Raw genomic sequence first — 24243 nt, 5'->3', positions numbered from 1 at the left:
CCCCGTCAGCCCTTCAGGCGATCGAGATCGTCAACGTTGATCGTGTTCAGGTTGCGGAACAGCAGCACCAGGATCGCCAGACCGATGGCGGCCTCGGCGGCGGCGACGGTCAGGATGAAAAACACGAACACTTGTCCGGCCGTGTCGCCGAACCAGCTGGAAAACGCCACGAAGTTCATGTTGACGGCCAGCAGCACGAGCTCGATGGACATCAGCAGGATGATCAGGTTGCGGCGGTTCAGGAAGATGCCGAAGATGCCGATGGCGAACAGAATCGCACCCAGCACCAGGTAGTGGGCCAGCGTCAACGTCATTGTTTTTCTCCTTGGGCGTCGCCGGGCTGCCCGGCCACGCGGCCCAGGGCGCGATCGCTCTGCGCGGGCATGCTCACCAGGCGGTAGCGGTCTTTTGCGCGCACCCGGACGGCGGCGGCGGGATCGTTGTACTTGGCGTCGCGGCGGCGACGCAGGGTAAGCGCGATGGCCGCCACCATGCCCACCAGCAGCAGTGCGGCGCCCACCTGCACGGCATACACGTACTGGGTGTACATGGCCTCGCCCAGGGCGCGCGTATTGTTGTAGTCGCCTGCCACGGCGGCTTGCGGGCCGGCGCCATACCAGGTGGCGCCCAGCACGAACGACATCTCGACCACCAGCACGGCGCCGATGACCAGCCCCAGGGGCAGATATGTCTTGAGCCCGCGGCGCAGCGAATCGATGCGGATGTCGAGCATCATGACGACGAACAGGAAAAGCACCATCACGGCGCCCACGTAGACCAGCACCAGCAACAGGGCCAGGAACTCGGCGCCCAGCAGCATCCAGAGCATGGCGGCGTTGGCGAACGCCAGGATCAGGTGCAGCACGGCGGTTACGGGGCTGCGCGCCGTGATGACGCGGAAGGCGGCGATCACCAGGACCGCGGCCAGTATGTAGAACAGGACTGTGGTGAATGTCATGGATCAGACCTTGGGCGTCAGCGGTATGGCGCGTCTTCGGCCCGGCGGCGGGCGATTTCGGGTTCGTAGCGGTCGCCTACGGCGAGCAGCATGTCTTTGGTGAAGTAAAGATCGCCGCGCTTTTCGCCGTGGTATTCGTGGATATGCGTTTCCACGATGGAGTCCACGGGGCAGCTTTCTTCACAGAAGCCGCAGAAAATGCACTTGGTGAGATCGATGTCGTAGCGCGTGGTGCGACGGGTGCCGTCGTCGCGCTGGTCCGATTCGATGGTGATGGCCAGCGCCGGGCATACGGCTTCGCACAGCTTGCACGCGATGCAGCGCTCTTCCCCATTGGGATAGCGGCGCAAGGCGTGCAGACCGCGGAACCGCGCCGAGGTCGGCGTCTTTTCCATCGGGTAGCGCAAGGTGACCTTGCGCTTGAAGAAGTACTTGCCCGTCAGGCGCATGCCCTTGAGCAGTTCGGCCAGCATCAGGCTGCCGAAGAAATCTTTGATCGCTTCCATATCCTGCCTCAGCTTGGCGCGTCAGCGCCAAATGTTCCAGGGCGTCTGCATCCAGATCGCCACGACCACCAGCCATACGCCGGTCAGCGGGATGAAAATCTTCCAGCCCAGACGCATGATCTGGTCATAGCGGTAGCGCGGGAACGACGCACGGAACCACACGAAAAGAGAGACCACGCAGAAAGTCTTGATGCCCAGCCAGATCCAGCCCGGAATCCAGTTCAGCGGGGCGATGTCGACGGGCGAAGTCCAGCCGCCCAGGAACATGATCGCCGCCATGCACGACAACAGGATCATGTTGGCGTATTCGCCCAGGAAGAACAGCGCGAATGCCATGCCGGAATATTCGACCATGTGGCCGGCCACGATTTCGGATTCGCCTTCGACCACGTCGAACGGGTGGCGGTTGGTTTCGGCCACGGCCGAAATGACGTAGATCACGAACAGCGGCAGCAGCGGCAGCCAGTTCCACGACAGGAAGGTCAGGCCGCGGTCGGCAAACCAGCCGCGAGTCTGCCCCAGCACGATCTCGGTCATGTTGAGGCTGCCCGAGACAAGCAGCACCGTCACGAGCACGAAGCCGATGGCCAGCTCATAAGAGAGCATCTGCGCCGAGGCCCGCAAGGCGCCAAGGAACGCGTACTTGGAGTTCGATGCCCAGCCGGCCACGATCACGCCATACACGCCCACCGACGTGATGGCCATGATGTACAGCAGGCCGGCGTTGACGTCGGCCAGCACCACTTCGGGGCCGAACGGCACGACGGCCCAGGCGGCCAGCGCCGGCATCAGCGTGACAACCGGGGCCACGACGAACAGGATCTTGTTGGCCTGCGTGGGCACCACGACTTCTTTGGTCAGCAGCTTGAACACGTCGGCGAACGGCTGCAACAGGCCGCGGAAGCCCACGCGGGTGGGCCCCAGGCGTACGTGCATCGCACCGATCATTTTGCGTTCCCAGTACGTGAGATACGCCACGCACAGGATGATGGGCACGGCAATGATGATGATCTTGACGAGGGTCCAGACCACCATCCATGCGGTCGGACCAAGCAAGGCCTGGCCGTGGCTTTGAAGAATATCGAGCCATTCCATGTCAGGCACGCTCCACGCTGATTTCACCGAATGCGCCACCCAGGGCGGCTGTCTGTTCGAAGCCGGCCGATATGCGCACGGCACGGTCGGCCACGGCGTCGTCCTGCACGGCTTCGAGCTCGACCGAGCCCGTGGCGCTGGTCACCCGCACCTTGGCGCCGGCGGCAAGCCCCAGCGCGGCCAGCGTGCCGCCATTCATGCGCGCGGTGGGCGGTTGCGACGCGGGCGTATCCTGCAGCGGGCCGGAACGACGCACGATGGCATCGGTGCGATAGATGGGCACGTCGGCCACGCGCTCGAGGCCCGTGCCCGGGCGGCCCACGCCGGGCGCGCCCTTGACGTCGTTGGACAGCCGGCTTTCGATGCCGCCCGCCAGCGCGGTATCGCGCACCGATTCGGACGTTTCGTCGTCGAAGCCCTGCAGCTGCAGCACATTGCCCAGCACGCGCAGCACCTTCCAGGCCGGACGGGTCTGCCCCAGCGGCGCCACGGTGCCCTTGAAGCTTTGGGCCAGGCCTTGCGCGTTGACAAAGGTACCCGACGTTTCCGTGAACGGCGACACCGGCAGCATGACATCGGCCCAGTCCTGGGCGGCCGACGCGTACGGAGTGAGCGCGACCGCGAACTCGGCGGCGCGCAGCGCAGCCACGGCCTGCGGGCCATTGTCGGCGTCCAGCGCCGGTTCGGCGTGCAGCACGATATAGGCCTTGAGCGGTTCGGCCAGCATGGCGGCGGCAGTCTTGCCGCCCTGCCCTGGCACCGCGCCGGCCAGGTAACCGCCCACGGTGTTGCCGCCGGCGGTCAGGAAGCCGAAACGGGCGCCCGCCAGGTTGGAAATGGCACGCGCGTTCGCGGCCAGCAGCGATGCCTGGGGCGATGCGACGGCCATGTTGCCCACCAGCACCGCGGCATTCGAGCCGGATGCCAGGCTGGCGGCGATGAGCTTCGCGGCGTCATCGGGGGTGATGCCGGCGAATTCGGCGGGAACCGGCTGTTCTTTGGCTTGCGCCAGCGCCACCGCCACCTGGGCCAGCGCTTGCGGCAGGCTGGAGGGAGCCACCGTGATGCGGCCGGCCACGGGCAGCAACGGATCGTCGGCCGCGCTGTCGATCAGCAGGACTTGCGTGCCGCGCTTGGCGGCCTGGCGCAGGCGCTGCGCCATGAGCGGATGATCTTTGCGCAGGAACGAACCCACGACCAGCACGCGGTCGAGGTTGTCGAGCTCGGCTACCGGCATGCCCAGCCAGGGCGCGCCGGACAGCGCGGCGTCAAAGCCGGGATCGGTCTGACGCAGGCGGAAGTCGATGTTTTCGGAGCCCAGGGCGCGCACCAGGCGGCCCAGCAGCGCGAATTCTTCGGTAGTGGCGTACTCGGCGGCCAGGGCGCCGATCTGGCCCGCTCCATGGCTGTCGCGCACGCGCGACAGGCCCTGGGCCACGGCCTGCAGGGCGTCGGCCCAGGAGGCTTCCTGCCACTTGCCGTCGGCGCCCTTGATCATGGGCGCGGCCAGGCGGTCTTCGCTGTTGAGGCCTTCGTACGAGAAGCGGTCGCGGTCGCTGATCCAGCATTCGTTGATGGCTTCGTCTTCGTACGGCACCACGCGCATGACACGGTCGCCCTTGACCTGGATGACCAGGTTGGCGCCCAGGCTGTCGTGCGGGCTGACGCTGCGGCGGCGGGCAAGTTCCCAGGTGCGCGCGGTGTAGCGGAACGGCTTGGACGTCAGCGCCCCCACGGGACAGAGGTCGATCATGTTGCCCGACAGTTCGGACTCGACCGAGCGGCCCACGAAGGTGGTGATTTCGGAATGTTCGCCGCGGCCCAGCATGCCCAGTTCCATGACGCCGGCGATTTCCTGGCCGAAGCGCACGCAACGGGTGCAGTGGATGCAGCGCGTCATTTCTTCGGCCGACACCAGCGGGCCGAGATCTTTGTGGAACACCACGCGCTTTTCCTCGCGATAGCGCGAGGTGGAGCCGCCGTAGCCGACGGCGAGGTCCTGCAGCTGGCATTCGCCGCCCTGATCGCAGATGGGGCAATCGAGCGGGTGATTGATCAGCAGGAACTCCATGACCGACTTCTGGGCGGCCTTGGCTTTTTCAGAGCACGTGTGCACCACCATGCCATTGGTGGCAGGCGTTGCGCACGCGGGCAGCGCCTTGGGCGCCTTTTCCACTTCAACCAGGCACATGCGGCAGTTGGCCGCGATGGACAGTTTCTTGTGGTAGCAGAAATGGGGCACGTACAGGCCCAGCTTCTGGGCCGCATGCATCACCATGCTGCCCTCGGGGACTTCGACCTGATTGCCGTCGACGGTTAATTCAACCATTGCTGTTCCTGAGACCTACAGATATTGCGGGACCACACACGACTTGTGCTCGATGTGGTGCGCGAATTCGTCGCGATAATGCTTCAAGAAGCCGCGCACCGGCATCGCGGCGGCGTCGCCCAGGGCGCAGATGGTGCGGCCCATGATGTTGCCGGCAACGCTGTCGAGCAGGTCGAGGTCTTCGGGACGCCCCTGGCCATGTTCGATGCGGTTGACCATGCGGTACAGCCAACCCGTGCCTTCACGGCACGGCGTGCATTGGCCGCAGCTTTCTTCGTAGTAAAAGTAGGAAAGCCGCAGCAGCGACTTCACCATGCAGCGCGTTTCGTCCATGACGATCACCGCGCCCGACCCCAGCATGGAGCCGGCCTTGGCGATGGCGTCGTAGTCCATGGTGGTGTCCATCATGATATCGGCCGGCAGCACCGGCGCGCTCGAGCCGCCCGGGATCACGCCCTTGAGCTTCTTGCCGCCCCGCATGCCGCCCGCGAGCTCGAGCAGCTTGGCGAACGGCGTGCCCAGCGGGATCTCGTAGTTGCCAGGACGCTCGACATCGCCGGTGATCGAGAAGATCTTGGTGCCGCCGTTGTTGGGCTTGCCCACTTCGAGGTAGGCCTGGCCGCCGTTGCGGATGATCCAGGGCACCGCGGCGAAGGTTTCGGTGTTGTTGATGGTGGTGGGCTTGCCGTACAGGCCGAAGCTGGCCGGGAACGGCGGCTTGAAGCGCGGCTGGCCCTTCTTGCCTTCGAGCGATTCGAGCAGCGCCGTTTCTTCGCCGCAGATGTACGCGCCATAGCCATGGAACGCGTGCAGCTGGAAGCTGAATTCGGAACCCAGGATGTTGTCGCCCAGAAAGCCGGCGGCGCGCGCTTCTTCCAGAGCTTCTTCGAAGCGTTCGTACACTTCGAAGATTTCGCCGTGGATGTAGTTGTAACCGACGCTGATGCCCATGGCGTATGCGGCGATGGCCATGCCTTCGATCACGACATGCGGGTTGAAACGCAGGATGTCGCGGTCTTTGAAGGTGCCGGGTTCGCCTTCGTCGGAGTTGCATACCAGGTACTTCTGCCCTGGAAAGGCACGCGGCATGAAGCTCCATTTGAGGCCGGTGGGAAAGCCCGCGCCGCCGCGGCCACGAAGGCCGGACGCCTTGACTTCGGCGATGACGTCTTCGGGCTTCATGCCGGTAGACAGGATCTTGCGCAGGGCCTCGTAGCCGCCGCGCTTGACGTAGTCTTGCAGGCGCCAGTTCTGGCCGTCGAGATCGGCGAGGATCTGCGGCCCCAGATGACGGCCGTGCAGGCACATCGACGTGGACAGGTCGCTGCCGGGGTTGGGGTCCAGCCCCTGGGCCCATTGCTTGTACAGGTCGGGCGCGCTCATGCCGATTCTCCTTGGGATTGCGCCTTCAGACCCTGGACCAGCGCGTCGAGCTTTTCTTCAGTCATGCGCACGCACATATGCTTGTTGTTCACGATAAGCACGGGAGAATCGCCGCAGGCGCCCATGCACTCGCCCTCGACCAGGGTGAACAGGCCGTCGGGCGTGGTTTCGCGATAGTCGACGCCCAGCTTGCGCTTGAGGTAATCGCCGGCTTTCTCGCCGTCGCGCAAGGCACAGGGCAGGTTCGTGCAGACCGCGATCTTGTGCTTGCCGACCGGCCGGGTGTCGAACATGTTGTAGAAGGTGGCGACCTCTTGCACCGCGATGGGCGGCACGCCGATATAGTTGGCCACGTCTTCGAGGACTTCGGGAGCCAGCCAGCCTTTTTCTTCTTGCGCGATGGCAAGCGCAGCCATGATGGCCGACTGCCGCTGGTCGGCCGGGAACTTGACGAGTTCCCGATCGATTTTCTGGTAGGCCTGTGCGGAAAGCAGCATAGTTTGAATCCGGGTTATGCGGGGCGGTCGGGCTGGTGGATCAGCGGTCGATCTCGCCGAAAACGATGTCCTGCGTACCGATGATGGTTACGGCGTCGGCGATCATGTGGCCGCGCGCCATTTCATCGAGCGATTGCAAGTGGGCGAAACCAGGCGCGCGGATCTTCAGGCGGTACGGTTTGTTGGCGCCGTCGGACACCATGTAGATGCCGAATTCGCCCTTGGGGTGTTCCACGGACGCGTAGGTCTCGCCCGGCGGCACATGGAAACCCTCGGAGAAGAGCTTGAAGTGATGGATGAGCTCTTCCATGTTGGATTTCATGTTGGCGCGGCTGGGCGGCGCAACCTTGTGGTTCTCGATCATGACCGGCCCCGGGTTGTTGCGCAGCCATTCGACGCACTGGCGAATGATGCGGTTGCTTTCGCGCATTTCGGCCACGCGGACCAGGTAGCGGTCGTAGCAGTCGCCGTTGACGCCCACCGGCACGTCGAAGTCGACCAGGTCGTAGACTTCGTAGGGCTGCATCTTGCGCAGGTCCCAGGCCACGCCCGAGCCGCGCAGCATGGGGCCGGTAAAGCCCAAGGCCTTGGCGCGGTCGGGATCGACAACGCCGATGCCCACCAGGCGCTGCTTCCAGATGCGGTTGTCGGTCAGGAGGGTTTCGTATTCGTCGACGCAGCCGGGGAACCGGTTGGTGAAATCTTCGATGAAGTCGAGCAGCGACCCCGAACGCGCGTCGTTCATCTGGCGCAGTTCTTTGTCGCCCCGGTACTTGCTGCCGTCGCCGTATTGCGGCATGGAGTCGGGCAGGTCGCGGTAGACGCCGCCGGGACGGTAGTAGGCCGCGTGCATGCGTGCACCCGAGACGGCTTCGTAGCAATCCATCAGGTCTTCGCGTTCGCGGAAGGCGTACAGGAACACGGCCATGGCGCCCACGTCCAGGGCGTGCGAGCCCAGCGACATCAGGTGGTTGAGCAGGCGCGTGATCTCGTCGAACATGACGCGGATGTACTGCGCGCGCAGCGGCGGCTCGATGCCCAGCAGTTTCTCGATGGCCATGACATACGCGTGCTCGTTGCACATCATGGACACGTAATCGAGGCGGTCCATGTAGGGCAGCGCCTGCAGGTAGGTCTTGTGCTCGGCGAGCTTTTCGGTGGCGCGGTGCAGCAGGCCGATGTGGGGATCGGCGCGCTGGATGACTTCGCCGTCGAGCTCGAGCACCAGGCGCAGCACACCGTGAGCGGCCGGGTGTTGCGGGCCGAAGTTCAGGGTGTAGTTCTTGATTTCTGCCATGATTTAACGCCCCATGCCGTAGGAGTCTTCGCGTACGACACGCGGGGTGATTTCGCGGGGATCGATGGTGACCGGCTGGTAGATGACGCGGCCTTGTTCGGGGTCGTAGCGCATTTCGACGGTGCCCGACAGGGGGAAGTCTTTGCGGAACGGATGGCCGATGAAACCGTAGTCGGTCAGGATGCGGCGCAGGTCGGGGTGGCCTTCGAAGACAATGCCGAACAGGTCGAAGGCTTCGCGCTCGAACCAGTTCACGCCAGGCCAGCACTCGACCAGCGAGGCCACCATGGGGAAGTCGTCGTCAGGCGCCCAGGTGCGCACCCGCAGGCGCCAGTTGTGCTGGACGGACAGCAGATGCACGACCACCGCATAGCGGGTGCGCTGGACGCCCGGCGTCAAGGCATCGGCCGCCGGACGCGCGCCATTGCCCCAGGTAAGGTAGTCGACCCCGCACAGATCGATGCAGGTGTCGAAGCCAAGGCCGGGGTCGGTGCGCAGCTTGTTGCACGCGGCGAGCCATTGGTCGGCCGACACCTCGAGCGTCAGTTCGCCCAGCGCCTCGGTGAGCGCGACATCTGCGCCCAGCGCGGCCTGCAGGTTGTGTTTCAGGGTTTCGAGCCTGGTCATCGTCATGATTGCTTTGGTGAACCGAGATGCTGACAGGTGTGGCCGGCACTACGCGAGGCCGGCCACAACGCCTCAGCGGGCAATGGTGTTGGTCAGGCGGATTTTGTTCTGCATTTGCAGCAACCCGTAGACCAGCGCTTCTGCAGTGGGCGGACAGCCCGGCACATAGACATCGACCGGCACGATGCGATCACAGCCGCGCACGACCGAATACGAATAATGGTAGTAGCCGCCACCGTTGGCGCACGAACCCATGGACACCACCCAACGCGGCTCGGGCATCTGGTCGTACACCTTGCGCAGCGCCGGCGCCATTTTGTTGCACAGCGTGCCGGCCACGATCATCAGGTCGGACTGGCGCGGGCTGGGTCGGAAGATGATGCCGAATTGGTCCAGGTCGTAGCGGGCCGCGCCGGCGTGCATCATTTCGACCGCGCAACAGGCCAGACCGAAGGTCATGGGCCACATCGAACCGGTTTTTGCCCAGTTCAGGAACTTGTCGGCACTGGTAGTGATGAAGCCTTGCTTGAGAATGCCGTCTATAGCCATATTGGTCTCTGATAGCGTGCGTGCAGACCTGGGTTATTCCCAGTCGAGCGCACCCTTTTTCCATTCGTAGATGAAGCCCACCGTCAGGACGGCCAGGAACACCATGACGGTCCAGAAGCCGACGATGCCGACGGTGCCCTGCGCAATGGCCCAGGGGAACAGGAAGGCGATTTCGAGATCGAACAGGATGAAGAGGATGGCCACCAGGTAGTAGCGCACATCGAACTTCATGCGGGCATCGTCGAAGGCGTCGAAACCGCATTCGTAGGCCGAGAGTTTCTCGGCGTACGGACGCCGCGGCCCCAAGAGCGACCCTGCAGTCAGCAGCGCAAACCCGATGAGGGTAGCCACCACGATAAACAGCAGGACGGGAAAATACTGTTGCAAGTTCATTCTGGCGTCCGTCAAATGCGCAAACCTTCAGATTGTAGCATTTGCGAGGTGACTCTCTGCTGAACCCAGCGCACTGAAAACCAGGGCAAATTGACCTTTTGCAGTAACAAAAAAGCCACCCCGAAGGGTGGCTTTTCGCACGCGGCCGAAGGCCGCATGCACGCTAGGTAATCGATGCGAGGCTTGCGCCTCGCAGCCGATTAGAAGCGGTGGCGGATACCGACGCCGACAGCGGTGCTCTTGACGTCGTCCAGGAACGCGTAGTTCTTGGCGTACGAACCGTAGGCGTACAGGTTGGTACGCTTGGACAGGTCGTAGGTGTAGCCCAGCGAGAAGACGTTCATCGTCTCGTCGCCGCCGGTCAGGCGGTCGTTGCTGGGATCAACCATTTGCCACGAACCGAACAGCTTCGACGCGCCGCCGATGGGGGCGGTCAGGCCGACCATGTACGAGTTCGACTTGAAGCCGTCGGCGAACAGGTTGTTGCCCAGACCTTGCTCGTCAGCAACGCCATCACCGTCGAAGTCGGCGAATTGCACGCCGGCCACGCCTTGGCCAGCGAACCAGCCGTCGGTGGTGCGGCCGTAGGCCAGAGCCAGCTTCACGACTTCGAAGTCGTACGAAGCGCCGATCGCGTACATACGCGGGGTGGCGTCAACTTCGTCCTGAGCTTGCTGGTTCGAAGCGTTCAGCTGGTCGTACGACAGAGCGACGTTCAGGGGACCGTTCACGTAGCGCAGGCCGGCGGTGATGGCACGAACGTTGTCGGCGGTACGGAAGCCAACGCGATCGTCGTCGTCGGTGTTGTCGTCAGCGCTGAACGAATAGCCGATGCCGAACTGGAAGCCGCTGTACGACGGGGTTTGGTACATGACCATGTTGTCGTAGCGAACAGTGTTGGCAGCGCTCAGGCCAACGCCGATGTTGGCTTGCGTGAAGCCGGCGCCGAACGGATCGATCGAGCCGAAGTACTTCGACGCGATGTTGGTTTGACGACCGAAGTCCAGACGGCCCCAGCTGTCGCTTTGCAGACCGATGGTGGCTTGACGACCGAACAGGCGGCCGTTCTGAGCGGAGTTACCGTTGCTGGAGCTGAAGCCGCTTTCCAGCTGGAACACGGCTTGCAGGCCGTCACCCAGATCTTCGGTGCCACGCAGGCCCCAGCGCGAACCGTTCTGCACGCCGTTGATCATGCCGACGCGGCTGCCGCTATCCCAGCCGTCGCCCTTGACCTTGTTGTAGCCGATACCGGTATCGATGATGCCGTACAGCGTCACCGAGGTTTCTGCCTGGGCCACACCGGCGAAACCGGCGAGCAGGGCGGCAGCGAGCAGAGTCTTTTTCATTTAAGAAATCTCCGTTGATTTGAGTGACAAGAGCAGCAACGCTTGCATCAGCCTGCCGCCCCCCTAACTCCGCGAAGGGAAGTTGACGCTATTGCATCAAAAATCCCCGACACTGGCTATGGCCGCACCCCTAAAAGTACGACTTCGCCGCCCTGGCTGTTGGTATCTCGCAACATTGGCGGAGCCGGAGCCGAAACACCTACGTGTTTACCCTAGGCGCTCGGAAAGGCGCGTATTTACGGCGTTTGGTGCGCTGAGCGCGCCGGCTGCGACGGCTTTGCACCGACATGGCGCCGTTACTCTGCACAATACTGGATACACGGCGCACCGGGTAGATACATTTGCTGCCCGCCCCGGCGATGGGGCTGAAAGGCATGCCTTGCCAGGGAAATAACGTTGTTATTAAATGAGCACATTGATATTTCCGGCGTGCCCATGGACTCGTCTCGCCCGCAACCTTCGTCCCGTGCGCAACAATTTATCGCGTTGCGGCGCCAGCTGATTCTGGAGGCCGCACAGCGTGTGTTCCAGCGCGATGGCCTGGAACAGACAACCGTGCGCGCCATAGCCAAGGAAGCCGGCTGCACCACCGGCGCCATTTATCCCTGGTTTGACGGCAAGGAAGCCATTTATGCCGAGCTGCTCGATGCGTCGCTGGAACGCCTGCACGCAGCGTTGGCGGGCGCCCTGCCCGGCAATGCGGTGGGCGCGGCCCGGCGGGTGGTCAAGGCGTTTTACGGCTATTACGCCGAGCGTCCGACCGAGTTCGCGCTGGGCATGTACCTGTTCCAGGGGCTGGGGCCGCGAGGCCTGGGCCGCGACATCGACGAACGCCTGAATGCGCGGCTGCGCACGTGCGTGTCGCAGTTGGGGCACGGCTTGCAGGCAACCCGCCAGTGGCCGGATGAAACGGTGGCCATCGAGCAAATGCAGGTCTTCACGTATCTGATGGGGCTGCTGCTGCTGTTCCATACCCGTCGCGTCAAGTCACTGGGGCAGCACGCCGACGACCTGCTGGAACGTTACTGCGCCGACCTGGAGCAAGCCTGACATGACCGCATCGCCCCCTGCCCGTATCTCTGTTGCCGACTTCAGGCGCTTGCTGGCCGAGCAGCACCCCTTTGCGGAAGTGCTGGGCGTACAGATCACCGACATAGGTTTTGGCACGGCCCGCGCCATCCTGCCGGCGCGCGACGCCCATCAACGGTTGGGCGGCATCGTGGCGGGCCCCATGCTGATGGGGCTGGCGGACCTGGCGCTGTACGCCGCGGTGGTGGGCGCTACCGGGCAGCCCAACGCCGTCACCGCCAGCCTGACCATCAACTTCCTGCGCAAGAGCCCCGCAGGCGCCGTGGTTGCGCAAGCCCGGCTGTTGAAGACCGGTCGCCTGGCCGCCGGCGAAGTGATTCTGCATGGCGAGGGCGCCTCGGAGCCGGTGGCGCATATCGTAAGCACGTGGTCGGTGCCGGCGCCATGACGAGCAGGCCATTGCGCGTGGGCGTGGTGGGCCTGGGCACAACGGGCGCAGCGGCGGCGCGCAGCCTGTTGCAAGACGCGCAGCCCGATCTGGCGCTTACCGTGTACGACCGCGACCCGGCCCGCTGCGAACCGTTTCGCGGGGCGGCCACACTGGCGGCATCGGCCCGCGAAGCGCTGCACGAATCGGATCTGGTGGTGCTGGCGCTGCCTGGCGAACGGGAAATCGACCGCACGCTGGATCGATTCAGCGATGGCAGGGTGGGCGCCGATATCCGCGATAAATTGCTGTGGAACCTGCGGCCCCTGCCGCGGGAAGCAGCCGAGCGCCTGGGCCATGCCGCCCGGGACGCAGGCGCCCTGTATATAGCGGGGCCGCCCGAGCCCGCCATGCGCGCCCTGCCCGCCCGACACCGCGGCGCAGACGTGAGCCGGCTGCTGCAGATTATCTGGCGCGCCGTTGCCGGGCCGCGCTGAGCGCGGCCATGCACGCCGCCAGCCATGCCAGGCTGATGGCAATGCCTGCCAGCACGTCGCTCAAGTAATGCACCTGCAGCAGCACCCGGCTGACGCCGATGGCCGCCACGAGCGCGGCCACGCCCGCCACGCAGGGCGCCTGCCAGGGCGCCGGCAGCGCCCGCACGGCCAGGTAGCAGGCAAAGCCGTACACCGCCAGGGCTCCCGAAGTGTGGCCACTGGGAAAGCTCCAGCCATCGGCGCTGGCATAACCATGCAGATGTTCAGGCCGCACGCGCTGGAACAGATGCTTGAGCCCCAGGTTGAGCAGGCCGGCGCCGCCCGTGACTGCCACGCATGCCAGGGCCGTCACCCATTGCCGCTTCCACAGTAGCGACACCGTCATGCCCACGGCAATGATCGTAAGCAGGTTACGGTCGCCCAGGTAGGTGAACCACGACATCGTCCATAACAGGGCCGCCGGCATCGCGAGACTGAGGCCGGAGGCAAGTCGGCTGTCCAGGCGCGCTTCGCCGGGCTGCCCGGCCATGGCGGCGGCAAGGGCCAGGAACACCGCGCCCGACCCTGCCGCCAGGAGCGACCACAGCAAGACGGGTCGAGCCCCGGGGCCGCTGGGGACCTGGCGCGCCGCCAGCCAGGCGCATAGCGCCGCCGCAGCGGGGGCGGCCAGCAGGATCAGAAGAGGATGGACAGCGACCCAGTCGACGAAAGCTTCCATTAGAGCCGTTTGAACAGAATTCGTGGCCGGCGGGCGGCCGCAAGGGTGTTGGGTTCAGGGATCGCGCTGCAGGCGCAGTGCCTGGTCGGCCACGCAGCGGAACTCGCCGGCCCCGTGGGTGTAGTCCCACCGCTGCACTGAACATGCGCCCGGGTCATGGTCGAAGGAATGTTCGATGACATTGACCGAATTGGGAACCCCGCCACGTATGCGCCGCGACACCGCCGTGCCGGCCTGCACCGCCCACGCCTGGCGCGGCGCGGGGCCGGCTGCCCCATGCACCGGCAGGACGTATGGCAGATGAATATGCCCGCCCAGGATCAGGTCGGCGCCCGCATCGACCCAGGCCGGCACGGCGGTTTCGCGGCCAATAAGCAAGTTGGACTGGTCGCTTTCGACGACGGCGCGCACGGGATGATGCAGCAATACCACACGCAGGCTGGCCGGATGCGCCTGGCGCAGGCGCTGCGCCACGCGCCTGGCCTGCGCGCCCGAAACCTGCCCATGCTTGTGGCGGCTGGGCCGCGTGGAATTTACGCCGATGACCAGTAGGCGCTCGGTTTCGACTACCGGTTCGAGGTTCGCCCCCAGCGCCCGCCGAAAGCCCCGGTAAGGGTCGAGCAGGCGCGCCGCCAGGTTGTATAGCGGAATGTCGTGATTGCCCGGCACGGCCAGCACCGGGCATTGCAGATTCTGCACAAAATCGAGGGCCGCCGCGAACTGGGCGCGCCGGGCGCGCTGCGTGACGTCGCCCCCCAGCAGCACCAGTTCGGGCTGCACCTGCCGCGCCAGCGCGAGCAGCGCGCGGACGGCCGTGGCGTCTTCGCAGCCGAAATGGGTATCGGAAACGTGCAACAGCCGCGTCATGCGGATTCGGCGCGCAGCGCTTCGGGGGGCACCAGCAGGCGCAGCGGTTGGGGGGAAACACGGAAGTGCAACGGCGTATCCAGCCAGCAGATTTCACCGTCGAGCGCGACTTTAACCCGCCGGCTGCGGCCGCGAACGCGTACGGTGAGCCTGTCGAAGCCGAAACTGAAGACGTGGTCGGCATCGCCCAGCCGGCTGAACAGTCCACGCAAGAGCAGCCCGTATAAAGCCAGGGTGCCCGCCGGCCTGGCGCCCATCGCCACCAGCCGGCCCTGCGAGAGTTCGTCGGCTTCGGCAATGCCGATCTGCTGCAGCTGCAGGGCGTTGTTGCCCACCACGATGGTGGGGGTGCGCATCTGGCGAACCTGCCCCGCGTGTTCGAGCTGTATCGCCAGCTGGCGATGCGCGCGCGCCAGGGTGACCAGAGCCGACCATAAAGCGACGTATCGCCGGCGGCCATAGCGGCGCTTGTACACCTCGCGGTCTTCCAGCAATTGCGGATACAGCCCCAGGCTGGCGTTGATGAGAAACAGGCGGCTGTTTACCAGCCCCACCTGCACCGGCTCGGGGCGGGCGGCCAGCAGGGCGCGCGCCGCGGCTTCGGTGTCCTGCGAAATGCCATAGGTGCGGCCGAAATAATTGAAGGTGCCCTGCGGCACGATGCCAAACGGCAACCCGGTATCCAGCACGCCCTGGGCCACCGCGCTGAGCGTGCCGTCGCCGCCGACCGCCACCACCGCCCCGCCCTGGTCGCGCGCCCGCCCCACTGCGGTTTGTACCGCCGCGGGCAATTGCCGGCCGTCGTCGACCGCGATGATGTCGTAGCGAACGCCGGCGGCATCGAGCACGCGGCGCAGGGTGGCCTGCGCTTCGCGGGCATCGTCGCGCCCCGAGCCCATGTTCTGCACAATGAAGAACGGACCCGGACCGCTCGCTGGAGTAGAAGTCATGCCACAAAGATAGCTTGCGGCCACGCCGCCGGCAAGCGATACGAGGCCGGCTAAAATGGCGCCCTACCCTTTCCCCTACGCGCAGCACCGTGCCGAATCGCGCCGAGCCCTTCAGTTTCCGAAAAATCGCCGTACCGGCGTTCGGCCCGTCCATTCTCTATGGTGTAAGCAACGGCGCCATCCTGCCCGTGGTGGCCCTGACTGCCCGGGACCTGGGCGCGTCGGTGGCCATGTCGGGGCTGATCGTGGCGCTGATCGGCATCGGTTCGCTGGTAAGCAATATCCCGGCCGCCATCATCACCTCGCGCCACGGCGAGCGGCGGTCCATGGTGGGCGCGGCTGCGCTGAGCGTGCTTGCGCTGCTGCTGTGCATCTTTGCCGTGCACGCGGCGATGCTGGCCGCGGGCGTTTTCCTGATCGGCATGGCGTCGTCGGTGTTCCTGCTGGCGCGGCAGAGCTATATGATCGATGCCGTACCCGTGCACATGCGCGCGCGGGCCTTGTCCACCCTGGCCGGCACCATGCGCATCGGCGTCTTCGTCGGTCCGTTCGCCGGCGCCGCATTGATCCATTTCATGGGCCTGCAGGGCGCTTACTGGGTCGCCGTGGCCGCGATGGCCGGCGCGGGGATGATTGCCCGCTACGCCCCCGACATGACTCCTGTTGAACAACGCGGGACGGCAACGCCCGCCAAGCCGCGCGTGCTCGACGTGGCTCGGGCGCACCGGCGCGTCTTCCTGACGCTGGGCCTGGGCATACTGCTGGTCAGCGCGGTGCGGGCGTCGCGCCAGGTGGTGATTCCGTTGTGGGCCGATCACCTGGGCATCGGCGCGGCGGCCACCTCGGTGATCTACGGCCTGGTGGCCGCCATCGACATGTCGGTGTTCTACCCGGCCGGCACGCTGATGGACAAGCGCGGACGGCTTTGGGTGGCGTTGCCTTGCACCTTGCTGATGGGCATCGCCCTGATAGGAACATCGTTTACCACGGGCGTGGTGGGATTCGTCGTGATATCGATGATGCTGGGCATGGGCAACGGCATCGGTTCGGGCATCGTCATGACGCTGGGAGCCGACTCCGCGCCCAAGACCGGGCGCACCGAGTTCCTGGGCATATGGCGGCTGGTGGCCGACCTGGGCAGCAGCCTGGGGCCGGTGATTCTGTCGGCCGTGGCGGCGCTGGTGTCGCTGGGCGCAGCGGTTGCGGCCATGGGAATGCTGGGCCTGGCGGGTGCGGCGGTGTTCTGGCGCTGGCTGCCGCGCGGCAACCCTTCTGCCGTCGCATCGGGCGAACGGCCATAAGCCGCCGCCCGATGCGCGGTATCAGGCATAGCGGCGGGCGTCTTCCATCAAGCCGGGAGTGCCGATCAGCGCATTGAGCTGATCGAAGTCCAGCATGCGGTCGCGCCAAGGCGCAGTCGTGCCATGCTGGCGCAGGCTGCCATAGTAATTCTGCAGGGTGTGGGCGACGGCGCGCGCCGTCCCCCCGGGAAAGATGACAATGCGAAAACCCCTTGCCGCCAGTGCGTCGGCGCTTTCCACGGGCGTCTGGCCGCCCTCGACCATGTTGGCCAGCAGCGGCACCCGCGACGCGAAGCGCGCGCAGGCGGCGTCCAACTGCCCCGGCGAGCGCAACGCTTCGATGAATATGGCATCCACGCCGCATTCCAGATAGCGCTCGGCGCGCTCGAATGCGGCCTCCAGGCCTTCCACCGCCACCGCGTCGGTGCGGGCCAGGATCAGCGTGGAGTCGGCGTTGCGGGCATCCAGTGCGGCGCGCAGCTTGCCGCACATTTCGGCGGCAGGCACCACTGTCTTGCCCGCCAGATGCCCGCAGCGCTTGGGAAAGCCCTGGTCTTCGAGCTGGATCATGGATGCGCCGGCCCGCTCGAACCCACGCACCGTGCGTTGTACGTTCAGGGCATTGCCGAAGCCGGTGTCTGCATCGACGATGACGGGGCATCGCACCCTTTCGGTGATGCGCGCCAACGTGTCTTCAACCTCGGTATACGTGGTGAGGCCGACGTCGGAACGGCCCAGACGCGAATAGGCGATCGACGCCCCCGACAGGTATAGCGCATCAAAGCCGGCCTGCTCGGCAATAAGGGCCGACAGGGCGTCGTAGACACCGGGGGCGAGCAGGGCCTGTCCGGCAGCCAGGCGGTCTTTCAGAAGGCGATTTTCCATCAGGCTCTCTGGGGGTAACGGGGAAGCGAACCATCGGCCAGCCGGCGCTTCAATTGCGGCAGCAGCCCGCCGGCGCGCACCATGTCGAGCAGGAATCCGGGCACCGGCTCGCACGGCAGAGGGGCGCCGTCGGCCCGCAGGACACGGCAATTGGGCAGGTCGATCTCGATCTGTTCGAAGTCGGCGATTTCGCCGGCGCGTTCGCAGGTAAGCAGCAGCAGCCCGACATTAAACGCGTTGCGGAAATACAGGCCGCTGTAGCTGGGCGCGATGACGGCGTGCACGCCCAGGTGCACCAGCGCCGCGGCGGCCTGTTCGCGCGACGAGCCGATGCCGAAATTGCGTCCCGCCACCAGCACGTCGCCAGGTTGGACGCCCGCAGCAAAGTCGGGCCGCACGCCTTCGAGACAATGGCGCGCAATATCGGCAATGCCGAACTTCATGTAGGCGCCGGGTGCGAGCTGGTCGGTATCGATATCGTCGCCGATGCGCCAGGCTTTATGAATACGGGTCATGACAGGAATTCACGTGGATCGGCGATGCGGCCGGCGACGGCGGATGCGGCCACGGTGTAGGGAGACGCCAGGAACACCCGGGCAGTGGCCGCCCCCATGCGCCCCTTGAAATTGCGTGCGGTGGTGGCAATGACATTTGCCCCTTCGGGAATAGAGCCGCCGTAGCCCGAACACGCCCCGCACGACGTGGGCAAGAGCGTGGCGCCTGCCTTCAGCAGCGCGGGCAATACCCCTTCGGCGTCCGCCGCGGCCTGGTCGCGCTGGCTGGCCGGCGCCACCATCAGGCGAACGCCGGCGGCGATGGTGCGCCCCTGCAAAATGCGGGCGGCGGCCCGCAGGTCATCGAGCTTGGCGCCCGTGCAGGCGCCGATGTAGGCAACCTGCACCGGGGTGTCGCCATATGCCGGCACCGGGGCGGCATTGGCCGGACTATGCGGCGCCGCAACCTGCGGCTCCAGCGCCGCGGCATCGAAATCGTGCCACTGTGCCGGCGCGCCTGGGTCAGACTGCCATCGCTGCGTGTCGACATCGGCAACGCCCGCCTGCCGCAGGTAATGCCGCGTCGTTTCGTCCGGCGCCACCAGCCCCGCCTGCGCGCCCAGCTCGGCCGACATGTTGGACAGCGTCATGCGTTCTTGCATGGATAGCGCGCGGACGGCCTCGCCACAGAATTCCACGGCCTGGTAACGCCCGCCGTTCATGCCCATGCGTCCTATCATGTGCAGCATCATGTCTTTGGCGGTAACGCCGGGATTCAGGCGCCCGTTCCAACGCATCATCAGCGTTTCGGGCACGCGCATCCAGATTTCGCCGCTGGCCACCACGCCCAGCATTTCGGTGCTGCCCACACCGAACATGTAGGCGCCGAACGCGCCGCCGGTGGGCGAATGGGAGTCGCCGCCCACGCAGAACATGCCCGGCCTGATGTGGCCGTGTTCCGGCACCACCACGTGGCAGATGCCCACCGAATCATAGACATGCGGCAACGCCTGTTCGCGCGCCCAGTCGCGGGCAATGCGGACAATGCGGCGCGATTCGTCGTCGGCCTCGGGCACGTAATGGTCCATGACCAGCACAACCCTGGAGCGGTCCCACAGGCCGGTTCCCAGCTCTTCGAGCATGGGCTTGAGGCGGCGCGGCCCGCTGGAATCATGGAACATGGCCAGATCGACCTTGCAGGTCAGGATTTCGCCTACGCGCGCGGTATCGCGGCCGGCCGCGGCGGCCAGCAGTTTCTGGGCCAGGGTCTGGGCTGTCACAGTGAACCTCTTCAAGCGCTTGCGTGCGCAGGCATGGCGGCCGGCAGCCATGTGGGCTGGCCGGGCATATCGTGCGCCTGCATGTTCATGCGGTATTCGTAGCGGTCGGGGCGATACTGCGCATGCAGCCATTCCACCGGCCGGCCGGATTCGTCGCGCACCAGCCGGTGCAGGCTGAGCAAGGCCGCGCCCACCGGCACGTCGAGCAGCTCGGCCACGCCCGGTTCGGCCAACACAGCCGAGATGGCCTGTTCGGCGCCCGCCACCCTGACGTCAAGGTCGCGGAATATGGCAAGCAAAGGCTTGGACGCGAGGTCTTCGCGGCGGATGCGGCGGCCGATATCGTCGGGAACAAATGTGGTCAGGTACGAGAAAGGCAGGCCCTGGTGGCTGCGCACCCGCACGGCCCGCTGCACCAGTGCGCCCGGCGCGACGCCCAGGCGCGCCGCCACCGGGCCGGCGGCCGGCACGGTTTCGAGTTCGAGCAATTGCACCTGGGTCTGCATGCCCATGCTGGCCAGATGGGCCATCAGCCCGTCAATATCGGCCCCCTGCTGGGTGACGGACAGCGCCGAGGGGCGTGCGGCGAAGGTGCCGCGGCCTTGCCGGCGCTCGACCAGCCCTTCGGATTCCAGGCGGTCCAGCGAACGCCTGATCGTCAGGCGCGATACGCCGTATTCGGCGGCCAGGGCGTTTTCGCCCGGCATGGGCACATCGTACGGAAAACCGCCCGCGCGCAACCGCTGCTTCAAGAGCAGGTATACCTTGTGATACAGCGGTAGCGGGCTATCGGACACGGGCGGGCTCCTGTGTGGGCGGTCAGTCGACGGTGGCGCCGGTGAACTTTACGATTTCGGCGTAGCGTTCGATGTCTTCACGTACAAAGGCGTCGAGCTCCTGCGGGGTGCTGCTGACGGCGGACGCGGCTTCGCGCTCGAGCAGCTGGCGGAAGTCCGGCGTATCGACGGCCTTGCGCGCGGCGGCGTTAAGCGTGGCCAGCGTGTCGGCCGGCAGGTTGGCCGGGCCGAAAAGCGCGAACCAGGCGTTGGACTCGAAACCCTTGATGGTATCGCCAATAGGAGGCACGCCGGGAAACTGCGCCAGGGACTCGGGGCTGCTGACGCCCAGCGCCTTCAATGCCCCGCTCTTGATGTGCGGCAGCGCGTTGAGCGAGCTGGCGAACATCATGTCGACCTGGCCGCCCAGCACGTCGTTGACGGCGGGCGACGTGCCCTTATAAGGCACATTGAGAATATCGAGACCGGCCATCATTTTCATGCGCTCGCCCGCCAGGTGCAGCGACGAACCGATGGCCCCCAGCGCCATGGTGTACTTGCCCGGGCTGGCCTTGACCAGCGACACGAACTCTTCCATCGATTTGGCCGGGAAGTCCTTGCGCGTGACCAGCACGCTGGGCACATTGGCCAGCATGCTGATAGGCGTGAAATCGCGCACCGGGTCGAACGGAAGGTTGCGGTACAGGGTGGCATTGATGGAAAAACTGGTGAAGGTCACCAGCAGCGTCCTGCCGTCGGGGTTGCTCTTGGCGACATAGTCGGCGGCGATGTTGCCGCCTGCGCCCGGCTTGTTCTCGACCAGCACCGTGCGCTTGAGGTCTTTCGACATATGTTGCGCAATGCTGCGTGCCACCGTATCGGTGGTGCCGCCGGGGGGCGCTCCCACCACGAGCTTGATGGCGTCGTTCTGGGCCCATGCCGCGCCGGGCGGCAGCGCCATGGATCCAATAACGGCGCACGCCGCAGCGATTCGATGCAGTCCGACCATCGGGATATCTCCTGGTATGTTGTGTTGTATTGATGACAATACAACTATACCTGTTAAACCCGGCCGCCATCAAGCCCCCTGCCGATACGGCCGGGGCGGGCGAGCGGCCATGCGCGGCCTATGCGGACGGACGGACGTAGCGGGAAAAGATCTATTGGCCGGCGTCGCGCGCGCGGTCGGCTTCAAGCCTGGCCAGGCCGAACAACATCAGCACACAGGCCAGCAGCCCGGCGCCCGCCAGGCCCCATCCGGCCAGGTGGCCGAACTGCGGTACCGCCCACACGGGGGCGGCCAGGCCTGCCAACGGCGCCAGCCCAAGACAGCCCCAGAAGACGGCCCGGCCGCTATCGCGGCGCGGCACGGCCTGGTTCACTGCATTCGGGGCGACACGGGCCTTGCCACGGCGCGCCCGTTCGAACTCTACATACACCACTGCCATAAGCCCCTCCTGGCTTATATCCGCATAAGGCAGGCTGCCTTGCACGGTCCGGCTCCGCCTGTGCATCCGGACTGTGCCGCCCGGTACGCTCAGACATCAGCGGTCGTTAGTGAACTGCTGTCAGGTGTATGGATACTCTGATATGGCGCACGGCGCAATCGGGTGTTGCCCCGCCGTCCGTGCGCAGCGCGCGCCCGCGGCTACGAGCCTGTCTGCCAGAACAGGCCGACTTTGCCGCCCGACAGGGAATTGCTGGCCTCGCGGCAGCGGTCGCGCAGGTCTTCACCGAGCGACTGCAGCGACGATGGTGTGAACTGGGCGGAGAATCCCACTGCGCTGATGGCCATCAAGGGGGTGCGATGCTCGTCGAGTATGGGCGAAGACACCGTGGTAATTCCCTTGACGTAGTGCCCTTCGTCCAGCGCGTAGCCGACCTCGCGCACTTTCTCGACGTCGCGCATATAGGCTTCGAAACTGGGCCCATCTTCCCAGCGCAGGCTGCTGATGCGCGACCGCAGTTCGGCGGGGCTGAGCGGGCTGTACGCGGCCATGCAGCGCCCCAGCGCCGCAATATACAGCGGCAGCCGCTGGCCGATGCTCATGTGCACGCGCAGGGCCGATCCGCTGTCGGCCAGGTCCACCATGACCACGCGGTCGTTGGTGGTGCGCTGCCACAGCGTCGTGGTGACGCGGTGACGGCTGGCGATTTCCTGCAGGTGGGGACGCAGCAGCCGCGCATACGAGGCCTGCTCCAGAGAGCCTTTGGCCAGTTCCACCAGCCCCAGGCCTATCCGGTAGGTTTTCGTGTCTTCGTCGAAAGTAACCAGGCCTTCGTGCACCAGGGTTTTCAGCAGATTGAAGCATGTGCTGGAATTCAGTTCGAGATCGCGCGCGATGCGCGTGACTCCCAACGGCGTCGGTACGCTCGCCAGGTGGCGAAGAATTCGCAGGCCGGCGCTGAGCGCGCCCACCTTCTTTTCGGGAGGAGAAGCCGTCATAGACAAGAAGACCGGCCCGCGATACGCCGCGAAATGGGCATGGTGCTGTCGGCCGATCACCGCGTGCTCGATGGCGTCACCGCATTGACGTTCCTGAAGCGGGTTGTGCAGGCCCTGGAACAACCTGCAGGGTTGCTCGCGATATGACCATGCAAACCGCATCCCGCCAGGAATTCGACGTGGCGATCGTTGGCGGCGGCCCCGCAGGATATGTGGCCGCGCTGCGGGCCTCGCAGCTGAAATTGCGCACGGCGCTGGTCGAGCGCGAGCACCTGGGCGGCGTCTGCCTGAACTGGGGCTGCATCCCCACCAAGGCCCTGCTGCACTCTGCAGATACGGTGCGCCGTATCCGCCAGGCCCATGCAGAAGGCATTGTTGCCGAATCGCCGCAAATCGATTTCGCACGCATCATGCAGCGGTCGCGCACCGCGTCGCAACGCCTGAACCGCGGAGTGGCCCATTTGCTGAAAAAGGCCGGCGTCAAAGTCTTCAGCGGCAGCGCGCGCCTGCAGGGAAAGGGCCGCCTGGAAGTCAGCGGGGCCGACGGCCAGGCAGCGCAACAGATCGCGGCGGCGCACATCATTCTGGCAACGGGCGCGCGGCCGCGCGAGTTGCCCGCGCTGCCCTTCGATGGCGAGCGGGTCTGGAGCTACCGCGAAGCCCTGTCCGCCACACAGCTTCCGGCGTCTCTGCTCGTAATAGGTGCCGGGGCTATCGGCCTTGAGTTCGCCAGCTTTTACGCAACCCTGGGGTGCAGCGTAACCGTGGTGGAAGCCGCGCCGCGCGTGCTGCCGTCCGGCGACGAAGAGGTGTCCGACTTCGTCCGGCAGGCCATGGAGCAGGACGGCGTGCGCTTCCTGACGGGCGCGCGGCTGGCCAGTGCCGACGTCACGGCCGGGCACGTGCAGGCGGTGGTGGAATCCGACGCCGGCCAGGCCATCGCCCTGCAGGCAGAGCGCGCGCTGGTGGCGGTGAGCCTGGTCGGCAATACCGAGCATCTGGGCCTGGAACATTGCCGCGCGGTGATCAACCACGGCCTGATCGAAGCCGGCGATTGGGGCGCCACGCAGGAGCCGGGGCTATATGCCATAGGCGACGTCACGGGTCCGCCCATGCTGGCGCACAAGGCAAGCCACGAAGGCATCGCATGTGTCGAACATATCGCGCGCCTGCACGCCGGCCGGCCGCCCCAGGCGCTGCGCGCGCGCGCGCCGGCGATTCCCGCGTGCGTATACAGCCATCCGCAAAGCGCATCGATAGGCCTTACGGAAGCGCAGGCGCGCGCGGCCCATCCGGACGTGAAGGTCGGCAAGTTCCCGCTGCAAGGCAATGGCAAGGCCGTGGCCATAGGCGAGGCCGCCGGCTTCATCAAGACGATCTTCAGCGCCGCTTCCGGTGAGTTGCTGGGCGCGCATCTGGTAGGCCCCGAAGTCACCGAACTGGTGCATGGGTACGCCGTTGCGCAGTCGCTCGAAGCCACCGAAGCCGAGCTGATCGAAACCGTATTTCCCCATCCCACGCTGTCGGAGGCCATGCACGAATCGGTGCTGGCCGCCTATGGCCGGGCGTTGCACATGTAATGCAGTTCCCAAT

The 24243-nt window shown here is 65.6% G+C and carries 28 protein-coding genes; 6 read left to right on the top strand and 22 right to left on the bottom strand.

Going from position 1 to position 24243, the window contains the following annotated elements:
• Positions 1-5 precede the first annotated feature (5 nt).
• From nuoK to CAL18_RS03995, 12 genes are all read right to left on the bottom strand, one after another.
• On the bottom strand, positions 6-314 hold the full coding sequence (gene nuoK, locus CAL18_RS04050; protein WP_026640290.1) for an NADH-quinone oxidoreductase subunit NuoK: 309 nt from the start codon (positions 312-314) through the stop codon (positions 6-8).
• The gene (locus CAL18_RS04045; protein WP_026640289.1) at positions 311-958 is read right to left on the bottom strand and encodes an NADH-quinone oxidoreductase subunit J; all 648 of its coding nucleotides are present in this window, start codon (positions 956-958) and stop codon (positions 311-313) included. Before CAL18_RS04045 ends, nuoK begins: the two co-directional genes overlap by 4 nt.
• A 17-nt stretch (positions 959-975) precedes the next feature.
• Positions 976-1464 carry an NADH-quinone oxidoreductase subunit NuoI gene (nuoI, locus tag CAL18_RS04040; protein WP_094817381.1) on the bottom strand — a complete coding sequence of 163 codons (489 nt, stop codon included), beginning with the start codon at positions 1462-1464 and terminating at the stop codon, positions 976-978.
• A gap of 21 nt (positions 1465-1485) precedes the next feature.
• Positions 1486-2559, bottom strand: a complete 1074-nt coding sequence (gene nuoH, locus CAL18_RS04035; RefSeq protein ID WP_026640287.1) for an NADH-quinone oxidoreductase subunit NuoH — start codon at positions 2557-2559, stop codon at positions 1486-1488.
• 1 nt (position 2560) lies between these two features.
• A complete protein-coding gene (nuoG, locus tag CAL18_RS04030) occupies positions 2561-4888 on the bottom strand; it encodes an NADH-quinone oxidoreductase subunit NuoG (protein ID WP_094817380.1) in 2328 nt (775 codons plus the stop codon).
• Between the two features lie 15 nt (positions 4889-4903).
• Positions 4904-6271 carry an NADH-quinone oxidoreductase subunit NuoF gene (gene nuoF, locus CAL18_RS04025; protein WP_026640285.1) on the bottom strand — a complete coding sequence of 456 codons (1368 nt, stop codon included), beginning with the start codon at positions 6269-6271 and terminating at the stop codon, positions 4904-4906.
• Positions 6268-6768 (bottom strand): NADH-quinone oxidoreductase subunit NuoE, encoded by a 501-nt coding sequence (gene nuoE / locus CAL18_RS04020; RefSeq protein WP_094817379.1) that lies wholly within the window; start codon positions 6766-6768, stop codon positions 6268-6270. Before nuoE ends, nuoF begins: the two co-directional genes overlap by 4 nt.
• 40 nt (positions 6769-6808) lie before the next feature.
• Positions 6809-8065: an NADH-quinone oxidoreductase subunit D gene (locus CAL18_RS04015; RefSeq protein ID WP_026640283.1), complete on the bottom strand. Its 1257-nt coding sequence runs from the start codon at positions 8063-8065 to the stop codon at positions 6809-6811.
• 3 nt (positions 8066-8068) lie between these two features.
• Positions 8069-8698: an NADH-quinone oxidoreductase subunit C gene (locus tag CAL18_RS04010; RefSeq protein WP_094817378.1), complete on the bottom strand. Its 630-nt coding sequence runs from the start codon at positions 8696-8698 to the stop codon at positions 8069-8071.
• Positions 8699-8764: 66 nt separating this feature from the next.
• Positions 8765-9241 carry a NuoB/complex I 20 kDa subunit family protein gene (locus CAL18_RS04005; RefSeq protein WP_006217960.1) on the bottom strand — a complete coding sequence of 159 codons (477 nt, stop codon included), beginning with the start codon at positions 9239-9241 and terminating at the stop codon, positions 8765-8767.
• A gap of 33 nt (positions 9242-9274) precedes the next feature.
• Complete coding sequence (locus tag CAL18_RS04000) at positions 9275-9634, bottom strand: NADH-quinone oxidoreductase subunit A (protein ID WP_026640281.1); 360 nt, start codon at positions 9632-9634, stop codon at positions 9275-9277.
• Positions 9635-9834: 200 nt separating this feature from the next.
• Complete coding sequence (locus CAL18_RS03995) at positions 9835-10980, bottom strand: porin (protein ID WP_094817377.1); 1146 nt, start codon at positions 10978-10980, stop codon at positions 9835-9837.
• Between the two features lie 435 nt (positions 10981-11415).
• Between CAL18_RS03995 and CAL18_RS03990 the strand changes: the two genes are divergently transcribed.
• The 3 genes from CAL18_RS03990 to CAL18_RS03980 are packed head-to-tail and all read left to right on the top strand — an operon-like array spanning position 11416 to position 12933.
• Entirely contained in the window at positions 11416-12030 is a 615-nt protein-coding gene (locus CAL18_RS03990; RefSeq protein WP_094817376.1) for a TetR/AcrR family transcriptional regulator, read from the top strand.
• A 1-nt stretch (position 12031) separates the two neighbouring features.
• The gene (locus CAL18_RS03985; RefSeq protein ID WP_026640278.1) at positions 12032-12457 is read left to right on the top strand and encodes a PaaI family thioesterase; all 426 of its coding nucleotides are present in this window, start codon (positions 12032-12034) and stop codon (positions 12455-12457) included.
• On the top strand, positions 12454-12933 hold the full coding sequence (locus tag CAL18_RS03980; protein WP_038852462.1) for an NAD(P)-binding domain-containing protein: 480 nt from the start codon (positions 12454-12456) through the stop codon (positions 12931-12933). The genes CAL18_RS03985 and CAL18_RS03980 overlap by 4 nt, the downstream gene beginning before the upstream one ends.
• Here the strand turns inward: CAL18_RS03980 and CAL18_RS03975 are convergent.
• From CAL18_RS03975 to CAL18_RS03965, 3 genes are read right to left on the bottom strand one after another with little or no spacing between them, the layout of a single operon-like run.
• Positions 12902-13651 carry a phosphatase PAP2 family protein gene (locus tag CAL18_RS03975; protein WP_094817375.1) on the bottom strand — a complete coding sequence of 250 codons (750 nt, stop codon included), beginning with the start codon at positions 13649-13651 and terminating at the stop codon, positions 12902-12904. The genes CAL18_RS03980 and CAL18_RS03975 overlap by 32 nt on opposite strands.
• A gap of 54 nt (positions 13652-13705) precedes the next feature.
• A complete protein-coding gene (locus tag CAL18_RS03970) occupies positions 13706-14518 on the bottom strand; it encodes a metallophosphoesterase family protein (protein WP_094817374.1) in 813 nt (270 codons plus the stop codon).
• Positions 14515-15468 carry a diacylglycerol/lipid kinase family protein gene (locus tag CAL18_RS03965; protein ID WP_094796111.1) on the bottom strand — a complete coding sequence of 318 codons (954 nt, stop codon included), beginning with the start codon at positions 15466-15468 and terminating at the stop codon, positions 14515-14517. Before CAL18_RS03965 ends, CAL18_RS03970 begins: the two co-directional genes overlap by 4 nt.
• Positions 15469-15557: 89 nt before the next feature.
• On the opposite strand from CAL18_RS03965, the gene CAL18_RS03960 reads away from it, so the two are divergent.
• On the top strand, positions 15558-16769 hold the full coding sequence (locus CAL18_RS03960) for an MFS transporter (protein ID WP_026640274.1): 1212 nt from the start codon (positions 15558-15560) through the stop codon (positions 16767-16769).
• Between the two features lie 21 nt (positions 16770-16790).
• Here the strand turns inward: CAL18_RS03960 and CAL18_RS03955 are convergent, their stop codons facing one another.
• From CAL18_RS03955 to CAL18_RS03925, 7 genes are all read right to left on the bottom strand, one after another.
• On the bottom strand, positions 16791-17654 hold the full coding sequence (locus CAL18_RS03955) for an isocitrate lyase/PEP mutase family protein (RefSeq protein WP_026640273.1): 864 nt from the start codon (positions 17652-17654) through the stop codon (positions 16791-16793).
• Positions 17654-18169 carry a 3-isopropylmalate dehydratase gene (locus CAL18_RS03950; RefSeq protein ID WP_026640272.1) on the bottom strand — a complete coding sequence of 172 codons (516 nt, stop codon included), beginning with the start codon at positions 18167-18169 and terminating at the stop codon, positions 17654-17656. The genes CAL18_RS03955 and CAL18_RS03950 overlap by 1 nt, the downstream gene beginning before the upstream one ends.
• A complete protein-coding gene (locus tag CAL18_RS03945) occupies positions 18166-19428 on the bottom strand; it encodes a 3-isopropylmalate dehydratase large subunit (RefSeq protein WP_094817458.1) in 1263 nt (420 codons plus the stop codon). The genes CAL18_RS03950 and CAL18_RS03945 overlap by 4 nt, the downstream gene beginning before the upstream one ends.
• An 11-nt stretch (positions 19429-19439) precedes the next feature.
• Positions 19440-20225 (bottom strand): GntR family transcriptional regulator, encoded by a 786-nt coding sequence (locus tag CAL18_RS03940; RefSeq protein WP_026640270.1) that lies wholly within the window; start codon positions 20223-20225, stop codon positions 19440-19442.
• Between the two features lie 22 nt (positions 20226-20247).
• Positions 20248-21213, bottom strand: a complete 966-nt coding sequence (locus CAL18_RS03935) for a Bug family tripartite tricarboxylate transporter substrate binding protein (RefSeq protein WP_026640269.1) — start codon at positions 21211-21213, stop codon at positions 20248-20250.
• Positions 21214-21364: 151 nt separating this feature from the next.
• Positions 21365-21652 (bottom strand): hypothetical protein, encoded by a 288-nt coding sequence (locus CAL18_RS03930; protein ID WP_094817373.1) that lies wholly within the window; start codon positions 21650-21652, stop codon positions 21365-21367.
• A gap of 200 nt (positions 21653-21852) precedes the next feature.
• Complete coding sequence (locus CAL18_RS03925) at positions 21853-22650, bottom strand: IclR family transcriptional regulator (protein ID WP_026640267.1); 798 nt, start codon at positions 22648-22650, stop codon at positions 21853-21855.
• 33 nt (positions 22651-22683) lie between these two features.
• Between CAL18_RS03925 and CAL18_RS20010 the strand changes: the two genes are divergently transcribed.
• Together CAL18_RS20010 and lpdA are read left to right on the top strand one after the other, a co-directional pair.
• Positions 22684-22797: a 2-oxo acid dehydrogenase subunit E2 gene (locus CAL18_RS20010; RefSeq protein ID WP_432759129.1), complete on the top strand. Its 114-nt coding sequence runs from the start codon at positions 22684-22686 to the stop codon at positions 22795-22797.
• A 2-nt stretch (positions 22798-22799) separates the two neighbouring features.
• Positions 22800-24230, top strand: a complete 1431-nt coding sequence (gene lpdA, locus CAL18_RS03915; RefSeq protein ID WP_094817457.1) for a dihydrolipoyl dehydrogenase — start codon at positions 22800-22802, stop codon at positions 24228-24230.
• Positions 24231-24243 lie beyond the last annotated feature (13 nt).

Origin of the sequence: Bordetella genomosp. 7 (genome assembly GCF_002261415.1) — a bacterium.
Lineage (GTDB): Bacteria > Pseudomonadota > Gammaproteobacteria > Burkholderiales > Burkholderiaceae_B > Bordetella_A.
The sequence above is the reverse complement of the archived record's forward strand: the minus strand, read 5'-3'. Positions and strand labels throughout refer to the sequence as shown.

Bases quoted from the DNA above. Each gene is read 5' to 3' on its own strand.
- nuoK (WP_026640290.1), bottom strand. From the start codon at position 314: ATGACGTTGACGCTGGCCCACTACCTGGTGCTGGGTGCGATTCTGTTC.
- CAL18_RS04045 (WP_026640289.1), bottom strand. From the start codon at position 958: ATGACATTCACCACAGTCCTGTTCTACATACTGGCCGCGGTCCTGGTG.
- nuoI (WP_094817381.1), bottom strand. From the start codon at position 1,464: ATGGAAGCGATCAAAGATTTCTTCGGCAGCCTGATGCTGGCCGAACTG.
- nuoH (WP_026640287.1), bottom strand. From the start codon at position 2,559: ATGGAATGGCTCGATATTCTTCAAAGCCACGGCCAGGCCTTGCTTGGT.
- nuoG (WP_094817380.1), bottom strand. From the start codon at position 4,888: ATGGTTGAATTAACCGTCGACGGCAATCAGGTCGAAGTCCCCGAGGGC.
- nuoF (WP_026640285.1), bottom strand. From the start codon at position 6,271: ATGAGCGCGCCCGACCTGTACAAGCAATGGGCCCAGGGGCTGGACCCC.
- nuoE (WP_094817379.1), bottom strand. From the start codon at position 6,768: ATGCTGCTTTCCGCACAGGCCTACCAGAAAATCGATCGGGAACTCGTC.
- CAL18_RS04015 (WP_026640283.1), bottom strand. From the start codon at position 8,065: ATGGCAGAAATCAAGAACTACACCCTGAACTTCGGCCCGCAACACCCG.
- CAL18_RS04010 (WP_094817378.1), bottom strand. From the start codon at position 8,698: ATGACGATGACCAGGCTCGAAACCCTGAAACACAACCTGCAGGCCGCG.
- CAL18_RS04005 (WP_006217960.1), bottom strand. From the start codon at position 9,241: ATGGCTATAGACGGCATTCTCAAGCAAGGCTTCATCACTACCAGTGCC.
- CAL18_RS04000 (WP_026640281.1), bottom strand. From the start codon at position 9,634: ATGAACTTGCAACAGTATTTTCCCGTCCTGCTGTTTATCGTGGTGGCT.
- CAL18_RS03995 (WP_094817377.1), bottom strand. From the start codon at position 10,980: ATGAAAAAGACTCTGCTCGCTGCCGCCCTGCTCGCCGGTTTCGCCGGT.
- CAL18_RS03990 (WP_094817376.1), top strand. From the start codon at position 11,416: ATGGACTCGTCTCGCCCGCAACCTTCGTCCCGTGCGCAACAATTTATC.
- CAL18_RS03985 (WP_026640278.1), top strand. From the start codon at position 12,032: ATGACCGCATCGCCCCCTGCCCGTATCTCTGTTGCCGACTTCAGGCGC.
- CAL18_RS03980 (WP_038852462.1), top strand. From the start codon at position 12,454: ATGACGAGCAGGCCATTGCGCGTGGGCGTGGTGGGCCTGGGCACAACG.
- CAL18_RS03975 (WP_094817375.1), bottom strand. From the start codon at position 13,651: ATGGAAGCTTTCGTCGACTGGGTCGCTGTCCATCCTCTTCTGATCCTG.
- CAL18_RS03970 (WP_094817374.1), bottom strand. From the start codon at position 14,518: ATGACGCGGCTGTTGCACGTTTCCGATACCCATTTCGGCTGCGAAGAC.
- CAL18_RS03965 (WP_094796111.1), bottom strand. From the start codon at position 15,468: ATGACTTCTACTCCAGCGAGCGGTCCGGGTCCGTTCTTCATTGTGCAG.
- CAL18_RS03955 (WP_026640273.1), bottom strand. From the start codon at position 17,654: ATGGAAAATCGCCTTCTGAAAGACCGCCTGGCTGCCGGACAGGCCCTG.
- CAL18_RS03950 (WP_026640272.1), bottom strand. From the start codon at position 18,169: ATGACCCGTATTCATAAAGCCTGGCGCATCGGCGACGATATCGATACC.
- CAL18_RS03935 (WP_026640269.1), bottom strand. From the start codon at position 21,213: ATGGTCGGACTGCATCGAATCGCTGCGGCGTGCGCCGTTATTGGATCC.
- CAL18_RS03930 (WP_094817373.1), bottom strand. From the start codon at position 21,652: ATGGCAGTGGTGTATGTAGAGTTCGAACGGGCGCGCCGTGGCAAGGCC.
- CAL18_RS03925 (WP_026640267.1), bottom strand. From the start codon at position 22,650: ATGACGGCTTCTCCTCCCGAAAAGAAGGTGGGCGCGCTCAGCGCCGGC.
- CAL18_RS20010 (WP_432759129.1), top strand. From the start codon at position 22,684: ATGGGCATGGTGCTGTCGGCCGATCACCGCGTGCTCGATGGCGTCACC.
- lpdA (WP_094817457.1), top strand. From the start codon at position 22,800: ATGCAAACCGCATCCCGCCAGGAATTCGACGTGGCGATCGTTGGCGGC.